Here is a 12,043-nt window from a genome sequence, read left to right on the forward strand (position 1 = left end):
ACCCCAGCTTTGTTGTGGGCCGGGGCCCAACCCCAGCCCCCCCGCCCCTTCTCGTACGTACCTGTTCGCTCAGGGTGAAATATCGGTCGTCGTCGACCCCCACCGCACGACGGGCCTTTCCGTGGAATGCGCCGCGTGCCAGGGCGGATGGGCCGCCTGCCCGAGGACGAAGACGTCCTGCGCACCGTCCAGGACGCCCCCGGACGGATCGTCGTCGCCGGACCGCCGCACCGGGTCCCGCTCCGGCATGAGGATGTCGCGTACGACCATGGCGCACAGGTACAGGGTCCCCAACAGGTGGACCACGATGACCAGTTGGTAGCCCTCGGTCGGCAGTCCCTTGTGGGCGTCTCCGCTCGTCGTGTACGCGAGGTACAGCCAGATCCCCAGGAAGTACGCGACCTCGCAGGCCTGCCAGATCAGGAAGTCCCGCCAGCGCGGCCGGGCCAGCGCGGCGAGGGGGATCAGCCACAGGACGTACTGCGGCGAGTAGACCTTGTTGGTGAGGATGAACGCGGCGACCACCAGGAAGGCCAGCTGCGCGAAGCGCGGGCGGCGCGGCGCGGTCAGCCCCAGGGCGCCGATCCCCAGACAGGCCAGGAGCATCAGGGCCGTGGCGAGGGTGTTGACCGTGTCGGTGGACAGCGGGTCGTCCATGCGCTGGGAGAGGATCAGCCAGAAGGAGCCGAAGTCGACCCCCCGCTCCTGGCTGAAGGTGTAGAACTTCGCCCAGCCCTCGCGGATGTGGAAGCCCGAGGCATCGTGGTCGATCATCACCGGCAGGTTCACCACGAGCCAGGCACCCACCGCGGCACCGGCCGTCATACAGAACGCCCGCCAGCGCCCCGCGCGCCAGCACAGGATGAGCAGCGGGCCGAGGAGCAGCGCCGGATAGAGCTTCGCGGCGGTCGCCAGGCCGAGCAGAATGCCCGCGGAGAGCATCCCCTTGCGTGCCCACATCAGCATCGCGGCGGCCGTAAGAGCGACGGCGAACAGATCCCAGTTGATGGTGGCCGTCAGAGCGAAGGCGGGCGCCAGGGCGACGAGCAGGCCGTCCCAGGGGCGGCGCCGGTGGGTGCGGGCGACACAGACGGCGATGACCGCCGTGCAGGCCATCAGCATCCCGGCGTTGACCATCCAGTAGAACTTCTCCTGGTGCTGGATGCTGCCGCTGCCCGGTGTCAGCCAGGAGGCCACCTCCATGAACACACCGGTCAGCACCGGGTACTCGAGGTACTCCATGTCGCCGGGCAGCTTGTCGAAGTAGGGCACGAGCCCGTCGGCGAAGCCGCGCCCTTGGTAGAGATGAGGGATGTCGGAGTAGCAGGCGTGCGTGTACTGCGAGCTCGCGCCCTGGAACCAGGCGCCGTCGTAGCACGGCATCTTCTGCACCATGCCGAGCGCGAACATCCCGATGGCCACGAGCGCGATGACACGTACGGGAGTCCACCAGGTGGCCGCGTACAGCACTCTGCGGCCGATGGGCCCGCCGATCAGCTCGCTGCCGGCCGCCGCGACCTCATCCTCCTTGGTCGGCCGTACGGGCTCCGGCTGCCGCCCGCTCGAGGGCTGGTGCACGCTCGTGCGCGTCGTTTCTGCACTGGGCATGCCGCACATCCTGCCGTACGCGCCTGAGAACACGGAGAGGGGGGGGGGCCGCGCCCGGGCGGGGGGGCGGGGGGCCCGGGGGGGGGGGCCGCCCGGCGGGGGGGGGGGTGGGGCGGGGGATTCCGGCCAGCCCCCACCCGGAGGTCCCCGGGATCGAGCGGCGCGCCCTACGCCGCCTCGGCGAGGAGAAGTTCGCCGAGGCGGCTCTGGAGGGGACGCGGACCGACTGGTCCCTGCTGGTCGAGGTCACGCTCGCTTCTTGAACGTGGAGACCGCCCAGACGTACCCGAGGAGGGCGATCCCGAGGCACCAGGCGACGGCCGCGATCGCGTCGCCGCCCGACGGGTCGCCCGCGAGCAGTCCGCGCAGCGTCTCGATGATCGGGGTGAAGGGCTGGTACTCCACGAACTGCCGTACGCCGGTCCCCATCGTGTCGGCGGGTACGAACGCGCTGCTGAGGAACGGCAGCATGACCAGCGGCACGGTGGACATGCCCGCCGACTCCACGGTCTTCGCGGAGAGCCCCATGGCGACGGTCAGCCAGCTGGCCGCGAAGCCGAAGAGCACGACGACACCGAGCACGCCGAGCCAGTCGAGGGCGCTCGCCGCCGGGTCGAACCCCATCAGGAAGGCCACCCCGATGATGGCGGCGCAGGCCACCAGGGCGCGCAGTGTGGTGATGATGACGTGGCCGCTGAGCATGGCGCCGCGGGATACGTCCATGACCTTGAGGCGGTTGATGACGCCCTTGGTCATGTCGGAGTTCACCTCCGTCGCGGTGGCGCCGAGGCCGTAGCCGACGGCCATCACGAGCAGACCTGGTGTCACATAGTCGATGTATGCGACGCCGACGTCGAACCCGCCGCCGAGCACCTTGACGAACATGAGCATGAGGACGATCGGGAACAGGACCGCGTTGAACATCGTGGTCGGGTTGCGCAGGGTGTGCTTGACGTTGCGGCGCAGCATGATCGCCGAATCGGCCAGTGTCGTCGCCATCGATGCGGTACTCACTTTGCGATCGCCTCCGTGGTGATGTCGTTGGTGTCGTTGGTGTCGTTGGTGTGCTCGGTCAGGGCGAGGAAGACGTCGTCGAGGTCGGGGGTGTGCATGGTCAGCTCGTCCGCCTCGATGCCGGCCGAGTCCAGCCAGTCGAGGATCGAACGCAGTTCGCGCTGGGTGCCGTCGCTGGGGATCTGCAGGGACAGCGTCTCGTCGTCCGTGGTGACCTCGCGAAGGGCGACGGCGGCGGACCGGTACGCGACCGGGTCGGAGAACCGCAGCCGCACATGACCGCCGGGGATGAGCCGCTTCAACTCCTCCGCTGTCCCCTCGGCGGCGATCTTGCCGTTGTTGAGCACCGCGATCCGGTCGGCCAGCTCGTCGGCCTCTTCCAGGTACTGGGTGGTGAGGAAGATGGTGGTGCCTTCGACCACCAGCTCGCGGACGATCTCCCACATCGTGCGCCTGCTGCGCGGGTCGAGGCCCGTCGTCGGCTCGTCGAGGAAGATGATCTGCGGGCTGCCCACCAGCGTCATCGCCAGGTCCAGCTTCCGGCGCATACCGCCGGAGTACGTCGCCGACATCTTGTCCGCCGACTCCACCAGGTCGAACCGCTCAAGGAGCCCCGAGACCAGCTTGCCGCTGGAGCGCACGCGCTTCAGGTCCGCCATCAGCTGGAGGTTCTCCCGGCCCGAGAGCAGCTCGTCCACCGCGGCGAACTGACCGGTCACGCCGATGGCCGAGCGTACGTCGCTGGTCCCGGCCGCCACGTCGTGCCCGGCGATCCGCACCGTCCCCGCGTCGGCCTTCATCAGGGTCGTCAGGATGTTCACCGTCGTCGTCTTGCCCGCCCCGTTCGGGCCGAGCATGGAGTAGACCGATCCCACGGGAACATCGAAGTCGATGCCGTCGAGGACGATCTTCTCGCCGTATGCCTTGTGCAGTCCCGCGACTGCGATCGCTGAAGTTTTCATGGCTTCACCATGCGGGCCGGGCCTGACACCTACCTGTCACTGCCCTGACACGGCCACTGACACAGTTCCCCGCGCCCCTTCGGTGCGCCGGCTTCGGCTTCTAGCCGAGCCGCGCCCACACCGTCTTGCCGACCTCCCGCTCCGCCACGCCCCACTCACTCGCAAGGGCCGCCACGAGGAGCAGGCCCCGCCCCGACTCGGCCTCGGGGGACGGTAGTTGAGGGTCCAGCGGCGGGCGACTCTCGGTGCGGCAATCGCTCACTTCGATGCGTACGACACCGTCATCGGGCGGCGGCTCGCATGTCAGCCGCAGCTCGAAGTCACGGCCCGCGACCCGGCCGTGCGTCACCGCGTTCGCCGCCAGCTCGGCCACGATCTGCGCCACCGCCTCAGAGAGTTCACTGCCGTACGGCACGCCCCACTCGTCGAGGTGGTACCTCGCCAGACGTCTCGCGAGGCGCGCACCTCGGGGCGTCGCGCTGAAACGCTGCGTGAACACATTTGCGGGAGTGGCGACATGCGCTCGCTGTGGCATGGCGCCCACCGTGGCCTCGCGGCACGTCCCTCACCAGGACCCCAACTCGTACGCTCCGTATTTGTACGAGTGCGAAGTGTGGACAGTACGCGTAACCGACCGTGACCATGGGCGAGTTGGCGGGGACAGGTAAGCGAGCGTCAGGGGATACCCGTGATGTCGTCAAGTACGCAGGGCAGCCATGAGCCCGAACCGACTGATGGGCTCAAGGCCTTCGGTGCGGCGGTCAAGAGCTTCCGCAAGCGGGCCGGATTTACGCAGGAGGCACTGGCCCCCGAGATCGGCTACTCCACGCACTTCCTTGCATCGATCGAGCAGGGGAGGAGGTTTCCGCCGCCGCGGTTCGTCGACCAGTGCGAGGCCGCACTGGACGCCTTCGGCACACTTCGCCTGATGGCCAATCAGCTCACGAAGCAGAAGGGCCTGGCAGCCTGGTTTCGCCGGTGGGCCCAGTTCGAGCAAGAGGCGCTGACTCTCTACACGTACGAATGCCGCTTGATTCCGGGCTTGCTGCAGACCGAGGCATACGCGAAGACCCTGTTCGCCGATCAGCTTCCTCCTCTCGATGATGAGCAGATCGAAGCTCACCTCGCGGCGCGGATGGAGCGTCAGAGGCTGCTGACGGAACGGCCGAACACCGCGTACGGCTTCATCCTCGAAGAGCACCTCTTCCTCCGCAGTACCGGCGGCGCAACGGTCACCTCGGAGCTCATCGACCACGTCCTCGGACTCTCCGAACGCCGCAACGTTCAGATCCAGATCATGCCGCTGGTGAGCGAGAGCCACGCGGGACTGCACGGCCCCATCCGTTTGCTGGAGACACCGGAGAACAAGTGGTTCGGCTACAACGAGGGCCAGGAGAGCGGGCAGTTCATCTCTGAACCGAAGGTGGTCAGCATCCTTCAGATGCGGTATGCCAGGATGCGCTCAGAGGCTCTCCCCCTCAGGGAATCGGTGAGCCTGCTGCGGCGAATGCGAGGAGCAGAATGAGCACCAGCGAACTGTCCTGGTTCAAGAGCAGCTACAGCAGCGGCTCCGGCGACGACTGCATCGAAGTAGCCCTGGCCTGGCGCAAGTCCACCTACAGCAGTGGCGGCGACGGCGACTGCGTAGAAATCGCCCCCTGCCCCACCACCATCCACGTACGCGACTCCAAGAACCCCGAGGGCCCCCAACTCGCCCTCTCCCCCACCACCTGGCAGGCCTTCGTCGGCCTCGCCCGCACACACCAGTAGGGCGGCTAGGTGAAGGCTCGCGGTCGTCGCGGGCGACCAGCAGCTGATGCTGGACGCGGACGACGGCGGCATCACCCACTACGACCCCAACGGCTGGGACCACGCGGACGGTTGGCAGGGACCGGCCTCTTCGAGTACCTGGACTGAGCAGAACGGTGCCGGCGGCCGCCAGCACCGCGGCGATCCCCCCGAGAAGCATCACCACGGTGGTGGACCACGCGTCCACCACCGCCCCGCCCGCCAGCGCGCCGAACGCGAAGGTCGCCTGGAACGAGGACGTGAAGAGGACGGACGCCGCCTCGGGGGCGCGCGGTGCCGCCGTCACGAACCATGTCTGCGAGCAGACCGGCACCGCGCCGTACGCGACGCCCCAGACCAGGAGCAGCGCGAACGCACCCACCCTCACCGTGCCGAGTACGGGCAGCAGCAGTGTCGCGGCGGCGAGGAGTGATGCGGCCACCGTGAACGTGGCGCGCAGTTCACGCCGTACCCACGCTCCCGCGAGGAAGTTGCCGAGGATGCCCGCGACGCCGTACGCCAGTAGGAACACGGTGATGAGCCGTGGGCCCGCATGCGTCACGTCCGCCAGGAACGGCGTGACGTACGTGTAGGTGGCGAAGTGGGCCGTCACGATGAGGAACGTGGCCAGCAGGCCGCCCCGCACGCGAGCCGTACCCAGCAGGTCCCGCAGCACGGTCAGCCGGGTGACCCGCTCCGGCGGCAGGGGCGGTACGGACACGACCAGCGCGACGAAAACGGCCAGGGTCAGTGCACCCATCGCGATGAACGACGCGCGCCAGCCCGCGAGTTGACCCAGCAGCGTCCCCGCGGGAACCCCGAGCACGGAACCCAGCGGTACGGCGGAGAAGATCACGGCGGTCGCCCGTCCCGCCTGCGCCTCGGGGACCAGGCGGGCGGCGAGTCCGGCGCCGATGGACCAGAAGGCGCCGATGACGAGTCCGACGAGGACGCGGGAGACCAGCATCAGCCAGTACCCGGGCGCGATCGCGGCGAGGAAGTTGGCGAGGGCGAGGACCAGCATCAGGGCGCAGAGCATGCGCCGCCGGTCGACGCGTCCCGTCGTGACCGTCACGGTGGGGGCGGCGACGGCGGCGAGGATGCCGGGCAGGGTCATCATCAGGCCCGACGTGCCGTCCGAGAGGGCGAAGGTGTCGCCGATGGGGGTCAGGAGGCCGATCGGCAGGATCTCGGTGGTGACGATGCAGAAGATCCCCATCGTGATGGAGAGGACGGCGGGCCAGCCGTTGAGCGGAGGGCGGGGAGCGCGAGCGGGAACGGGAACGGGAACGGGCATGACGCCGAGTTCATCAGCGCCAACTGCCCCCGGTCTGGCATGAATTCGACGTCAACGCATCGACCGCAGCGGCTCAGCGGCAGCGCTCAGCTTCTGCGCACCACCCGTATCCCCACCGCATCCTGCTGCTCCACACCGCTGTCCGTCGCGAGGTGCAGGGGCACGAACACCACCGTCCAGTAGAAGCCGAACAGCCAGCGGCCGACGAGCGGGAGGATTCGGGGGCGGCCGCCGTCGGAGGCGCGGACGACGCGCAGGCCCGTCGTCAGCTTGCCGAGGCTCGCGCGGGTCGCGCGGGTGAGCAGGACGTGGTTCAGGAACGAGGAGCCGAGCAACGCGCCGAGCGCCGCGGCCCACACCGTCGGGGACTGCACGTGGAGTTCGACCACCCCGTCGGCCGCCGTGACGCCGGTCGCCCCGGCGGCTGCAAGCCCGCACATCAGGGCGATGAGGGCGTCGACGGTCGCGGCGGTGAGCCTGCGGGGCTGGGTGGCGGGCCGGGCGGGGGCAGCCGTGCGGGTGAGGCCTCGTTGCTGGGTGATCACGGTGCCCCAGCGTAGGCGTGGACGGACCAGAACTCCGCACGCGTGATGCTCGTCCGGGCTGGTCTCAACCGTCCTCCCCTCCCCGAAGGGAGGGGAGGACTCAATTCAGTGGGCCCCCGCTGCGGAAGACCCTTCGTGCACCCTCTGTTCCGCTATTTCTCCCCCGGCCTCCATCGGAGCCGTCACATCGTCGTCGTCCTTGCGGCCGCCGATGTGGTTGAAGACCAGGTTCAGGAGCACCGCGGCGACACAGCCCGTGGAGATGCCCGAGTCGAGGATGATCTTCGCGGTCTCCGGGAACGCGTGGTAGAACTCCGGCGCCGCGATCGGGATCAGGCCGACGGCCAGCGAGACGGCGACGATCAGGACGTTGTTGTCCTTCTCCAGGTTCGCCTTGACCAGCGTCTGGATGCCGCTCGCCGCGACCGAGCCGAACAGGACGACGCCCGCGCCGCCGAGCACCGGGCGGGGCACGACCGCGATCAGCGACGCCGCCATCGGGCACAGGCCCATCAGGACCAGGAAGCCGCCGCCCACGGCGACGACGTACCGGCTGCGGATCTTGGTCATCGCGACCAGGCCGATGTTCTGCGCGAAGGCGCTGCACATGAAGCCGTTGAAGAGCGGGCTGATCGCCGAGCCGAGGGTGTCGGCGCGCAGACCGGCCGCGATGGTCTTCTCGTTCGCGGGGCGGTCCACGATCTCACCGAGGGCGAGCATGTCGGCCGTGGACTCCGTCATGGAGACGACCATGACGACGCAGAGGGAGACGATCGCCGCCGCCGCGAACTGCGGGGCGCCGAAGTGGAACGGCGTCGGGAAGCCGACGATGTCCGCTTCGCCGACCGGGCTGAAGTCCGTGACACCGAAGGGGATCGCGACGAGCGTGCCGACGACGAGGCCGAGCAGGACCGCGATCTGCTTGACGAAGCCGGTGGTGAAGCGGCGCAGGAGCAGGACGATCACCAGGGTGATGCCGGCCAGGCCGAGGTTCTTCATCGAGCCGTAGTCGTCGGCACCCGGCACCGGACCCTGGGCCCAGCCGAAGGCCACCGGCATGAGTGAGATGCCGATGAGGGTGATGACGGTGCCGGTGACCACCGGCGGGAAGAAGCGGACCATCTTCGAGAAGAAGGGGGCCGCGATGAAGCCGAGGAGGCCCGCCACGATGACCGCGCCGAAGATGACCGGCAGCGCGTCGTCCTTGTCCTTGGTCGAGTCGACGACCGCGAGCATGGGGGCGACACCGGCGAACGTGACGCCGTTGACGAAGGGGAGGCGGGCGCCGATCTTCCAGATGCCGAGCGTCTGGAGGAAGGTCGCGAGTCCGGCGGTGAAGAGACACGCGCCGGTCAGGAACGTGAGCTCCTTGGCGGAGAGCCCGATCGCGGCGCCGACGATCAGCGGCGGGGCGACGACACCCGCGTACATGGCGGCCACGTGCTGCAGACCGGTGGTCGCCATCTTCAGGGGTGGGAGCTTCTCGTCCACGGGATGTACGGGTGGTATGGACCCCTCGTCGGAGTCCGGGTCGGGGGTGTTGCCTTGCTTGGTGAACCTGGGCTGAGTGGCCACTGTGGCTCCTCCGGTTGTTTTCCAGTGCGTACGGGCTGTGCCGGCACTTCGCTTCTGGGAGGTGGTGCGTGGTGCAAGGACTTGCTCGGTATGAAGTTGTGGGTGGTGGTACCGGCGGGGCCGGTGGGGTACTGCGCCCAGGTAGTACTGACCGCCCCGGGAACGTGAAGCTTTGGGCCACGTTCCGGGGCGGCACTTGAACAGCCCGCTCGGCTGTTCAAGTCCGGTCAAGGGCCGTCCCCCCTGACCGGAGTTCCAGGTGTCAGCTCTCGGCGGAGATCCGCGCGAGGCGCTGTGCCTCCTCCCGCGTGGAGCGGGCGATGGCGTCCTCGTCGACGTGCAGGAGGCGGCCGTTCTCGACGACCGGCTTGCCGTTGACGAGGGAGAGCGTGACCGGGGCCGCCGCGCCGAAGACGATGGCGGTCACCGGGTCGGCGATCGAGGAGTGCCCGATGCCGTCGATCTTCCAGAGGACGAGGTCGGCGAGCTTGCCGGCCTCCAGAGAGCCGATCTGCGAGGAACGGCCCAGGACTTGGGCGCCGCCGTACGTGCCCAGGCGCAGCGCCTGGCGGGCGTTCAGGGCGGCTTCGCGGTGCGCGCCGAGGCGGTTGATCAGGAGCGCGTTGCGCAGTTCGGTGTGGAGTTCGCCCGACTCGTTGGAGGCGGTGCCGTCGACGCCGAGGCCGACGGGGACGCCCGCCTTCAGCATGTCGGGTACGCGGGCGATGCCTGCCGCGAGGCGGGCGTTGGACGACGGGCAGTGGGCGACGCCCGTGCCGGTGCGGGCGAAGGCCGCGATGTCGGAGTCGTTCATGTGGACGCAGTGCGCCATCCACACGTCGTCACCGAGCCAGCCGGTCGACTCGAAGTAGTCGGTGGGGCCCATGCCGAAGAGCTCGTGGCAGAACTTCTCCTCCTCGACCGTCTCACTGCCGTGGGTGTGCAGACGTACACCCAGGCGGCGGGCCAACTCGGCGCCCTGCTTCATGAGTTCGGTGGAGACCGAGAACGGCGAGCAGGGGGCGACGGCCACCTGCGTCATCGCGTCGAAGGACGCGTCGTGGTGCTTCTTGACGGTCTCCTCGGTGGCGGCGAGCGCGCCTTCGAGGGTCTCGACGGCGAAGTCCGGCGGCAGGCCGCCGTCCTTGACGCTGCGGTCCATGGAGCCGCGGGCGAGGGTGAAGCGGACGCCCATCTCGGAGGCGGCGCGGATGATCGAGCCCGACAGGTCGCCGGAGCCCTTCGGGAAGACGTAGTGGTGGTCCATGGCGGTGGTGACACCGCCGCGGGCCATCATCCCGAGGGAGCCCTGCGCGGCCGCGTACGTCATCTGCTCGTCGATGCGCGCCCACGTCGGGTAGAGCGCCACCAGCCAGTTGAAGAGGTTGTGGTCGGTGGCCAGACCACGGGTGATCCACTGGTAGAAGTGGTGGTGCGTGTTGACCAGGCCGGGCGTGATGAGGTGGCCGGTGGCGTCGACACGGCGTACGACGTTCTCAAGGCCCTCGGGGGCCTTGCCGGCGCCGATGGACTCGATCTTGTTGCCCGCGACGACGACGTACCCCGATGCGTACTCGGTGTCACTGGCGTCGACCGTCGCGATCGCGGCGTTCTCGATGACGATGCGCTCTACGGCGCCTTCGGGGGTTGCCGGTGCTGCCATGGTGCGTCTTCCTTCATTGGTGAGTGGCGATGTGGGCACGGCATGACCCTAGGAAGATTTGAGTGCCGCGGCCGCGTGGCTACGGGTGCCGAGATGGTGAAAGAACAGGTTGAGCAGGACCGCTGTCAGCGCTCCCGCACTGATTCCGGAGCCCAGGACGGTCTGCGCCCAGGCCGGGAAATCGGCGTAGAAGGTGGGCGCGGCGAGCGGGATGATGCCCGCTCCGAGCGCGACGGCCACCAGGATGATGTTGGAGCTGTCGTCCAGGCCCGCCTCGGAGAGCGTGCGGATGCCGCTGACGGCGATGGAGCCGAAGAGGACGATGCCCGCGCCGCCGAGTACCGGCATGGGGACCACGTTGACGACCGCGCCGAGCACCGGGAAGGCGCCGAGCACGATGAGCGCGCCGCCCGCGACGGCCACGACATAGCGGCTGCGTACACGTGTCAGGGAGACCACGCCGACGTTCTGCGCGAAGGCCGACGTCGGGAAGCCGCCGAAGACGGGTCCGACGAGGGTCGCGATGCCGTCGGTGCGCAGGCCGCGGGTGATGGTCTTCCCGTCGGTCCTGCGGTCGCAGATCTCGCCGAGGGCGAGCATCCCGGCCGCCGACTCGGTCATCAGGACCAGCATCACGATGCAGAGCGAGAGGATCGCTGCGGGCTGGAAGGTGGGTGCGCCCGCGGCGAAGGGGGTGGGCAGCGCGGCGAGCGGCGCGGACTGCACGGAGCTGAAGTCGGCCATCCCGAACGGGATCGCGGCGAGCGTTCCGATGAACATGCCTGCCAGCAGGGCGACTTGCTTGAGGAAGCCGCGTCCGAAGCGCTGGAAGAGCAGGATCACGACGAGCGTGAAGGCGGCGAGCGCGAGGTACTTCATGTCGCCGAAGGTCGGGTCCGTGTCGTCGCCGCCCTGCGCCCACTTCACGGGCACGGGCATCAGTGTGACGCCGATGAGCGTGATGACGACGCCGGTGACCAGCGGCGGGAAGAAGCGGAGCAGCCTGCCGAAGAAGGGGCCGATCGCGAGGCAGAAGACGCCCGCGACCATCACCGCGCCGTAGATCGCGGGGAGTTGGTCGCCCTTGGCGTTGGTCTCGGCGATGGCGAGGATCGGCGCGATGCCTGCGGAGGATGCCGCGTTGACGAACGGGAGCCGGTTGCCGACGAAGCCCTTGGCGCCGAGCGTCTGCAGGATGGTGGCGAGTCCTGCGATGAGCAGCCCTGCCGCGATGAGCCGGGTCTGGGCCACGGTGTCCAGGCCGCAGGCCTGGCCGATGATCAGCGGAGGGGTGACGACGCCCGCGTACATGGCGGCGATGTGCTGGAGCGCGGCGGGGAACAGCCGCGAGGGGTGAAGCTTTTCATCCACCGGATGGCAGGCGGCAGTTGACTCGCCGTCGGCTATGTCCGATGGGGTGGAACACGGGCCTTTCGCCGGCCCCGATGCAGGCTGTGCCATTGCTGCTGTTCCCTCCGGTGTGGCGCGCCCCCGCCCCCACCGGGGGGGGGGGCGCCCGGCCCCGGCAGATGCTTTTAGATTTTAACCGGCTATTAGGGGGGTTCCCCGAGGAGGGAAACGAGGGCGCGGG

The 12,043-nt window shown here is 69.0% G+C and carries 11 protein-coding genes and 1 pseudogene; 3 read left to right on the forward strand and 9 right to left on the reverse strand.

What is annotated here, in order from left to right; all coding sequences use genetic code 11:
* Positions 1 to 69: 69 nt before the first annotated feature.
* Positions 70 to 1,617 carry a glycosyltransferase family 87 protein gene (locus tag ACFWY6_RS38070; protein WP_384700422.1) on the reverse strand — a complete coding sequence of 516 codons (1,548 nt, stop codon included), beginning with the start codon at positions 1,615 to 1,617 and terminating at the stop codon, positions 70 to 72.
* Between the two features lie 98 nt (positions 1,618 to 1,715).
* On the opposite strand from ACFWY6_RS38070, the gene ACFWY6_RS38075 reads away from it, so the two are divergent.
* Positions 1,716 to 1,871 carry a hypothetical protein gene (locus tag ACFWY6_RS38075; protein WP_384700404.1) on the forward strand — a complete coding sequence of 52 codons (156 nt, stop codon included), beginning with the start codon at positions 1,716 to 1,718 and terminating at the stop codon, positions 1,869 to 1,871.
* Here the strand turns inward: ACFWY6_RS38075 and ACFWY6_RS38080 are convergent.
* The 3 genes from ACFWY6_RS38080 to ACFWY6_RS38090 form a co-directional block, all read right to left on the reverse strand.
* On the reverse strand, positions 1,855 to 2,622 hold the full coding sequence (locus ACFWY6_RS38080; RefSeq protein ID WP_384700406.1) for an ABC transporter permease: 768 nt from the start codon (positions 2,620 to 2,622) through the stop codon (positions 1,855 to 1,857). The genes ACFWY6_RS38075 and ACFWY6_RS38080 overlap by 17 nt on opposite strands.
* A complete protein-coding gene (locus ACFWY6_RS38085) occupies positions 2,619 to 3,584 on the reverse strand; it encodes an ATP-binding cassette domain-containing protein (RefSeq protein ID WP_384700408.1) in 966 nt (321 codons plus the stop codon). Before ACFWY6_RS38085 ends, ACFWY6_RS38080 begins: the two co-directional genes overlap by 4 nt.
* A 100-nt stretch (positions 3,585 to 3,684) precedes the next feature.
* Positions 3,685 to 4,119: an ATP-binding protein gene (locus ACFWY6_RS38090; protein ID WP_384700410.1), complete on the reverse strand. Its 435-nt coding sequence runs from the start codon at positions 4,117 to 4,119 to the stop codon at positions 3,685 to 3,687.
* Between the two features lie 156 nt (positions 4,120 to 4,275).
* Between ACFWY6_RS38090 and ACFWY6_RS38095 the strand changes: the two genes are divergently transcribed.
* Positions 4,276 to 5,109 carry a Scr1 family TA system antitoxin-like transcriptional regulator gene (locus ACFWY6_RS38095; RefSeq protein WP_384700412.1) on the forward strand — a complete coding sequence of 278 codons (834 nt, stop codon included), beginning with the start codon at positions 4,276 to 4,278 and terminating at the stop codon, positions 5,107 to 5,109.
* On the forward strand, positions 5,106 to 5,354 hold the full coding sequence (locus ACFWY6_RS38100; RefSeq protein WP_384700414.1) for a DUF397 domain-containing protein: 249 nt from the start codon (positions 5,106 to 5,108) through the stop codon (positions 5,352 to 5,354). Before ACFWY6_RS38095 ends, ACFWY6_RS38100 begins: the two co-directional genes overlap by 4 nt.
* 163 nt (positions 5,355 to 5,517) lie before the next feature.
* Here ACFWY6_RS38100 and ACFWY6_RS38105 read toward each other — a convergent pair.
* The 5 genes and pseudogenes from ACFWY6_RS38105 to ACFWY6_RS38125 form a co-directional block, all read right to left on the reverse strand.
* A pseudogene (locus ACFWY6_RS38105) lies at positions 5,518 to 6,669 on the reverse strand (MFS transporter); the annotation flags it as partial.
* A gap of 86 nt (positions 6,670 to 6,755) precedes the next feature.
* The gene (locus tag ACFWY6_RS38110) at positions 6,756 to 7,214 is read right to left on the reverse strand and encodes an RDD family protein (RefSeq protein ID WP_384700416.1); all 459 of its coding nucleotides are present in this window, start codon (positions 7,212 to 7,214) and stop codon (positions 6,756 to 6,758) included.
* A gap of 105 nt (positions 7,215 to 7,319) precedes the next feature.
* A complete protein-coding gene (locus ACFWY6_RS38115; protein ID WP_384700424.1) occupies positions 7,320 to 8,678 on the reverse strand; it encodes a nucleobase:cation symporter-2 family protein in 1,359 nt (452 codons plus the stop codon).
* A 373-nt stretch (positions 8,679 to 9,051) separates the two neighbouring features.
* Positions 9,052 to 10,452 (reverse strand): 8-oxoguanine deaminase, encoded by a 1,401-nt coding sequence (locus ACFWY6_RS38120; RefSeq protein ID WP_384700418.1) that lies wholly within the window; start codon positions 10,450 to 10,452, stop codon positions 9,052 to 9,054.
* Positions 10,453 to 10,500: 48 nt separating this feature from the next.
* The gene (locus ACFWY6_RS38125) at positions 10,501 to 11,913 is read right to left on the reverse strand and encodes a nucleobase:cation symporter-2 family protein (protein WP_384700420.1); all 1,413 of its coding nucleotides are present in this window, start codon (positions 11,911 to 11,913) and stop codon (positions 10,501 to 10,503) included.
* Between the last annotated feature and the right edge of the window lie 130 nt (positions 11,914 to 12,043).

This window comes from Streptomyces sp. NPDC059037 (assembly GCF_042740015.1).
In the GTDB taxonomy this organism is placed as follows: Bacteria; Actinomycetota; Actinomycetes; order Streptomycetales; family Streptomycetaceae; genus Streptomyces.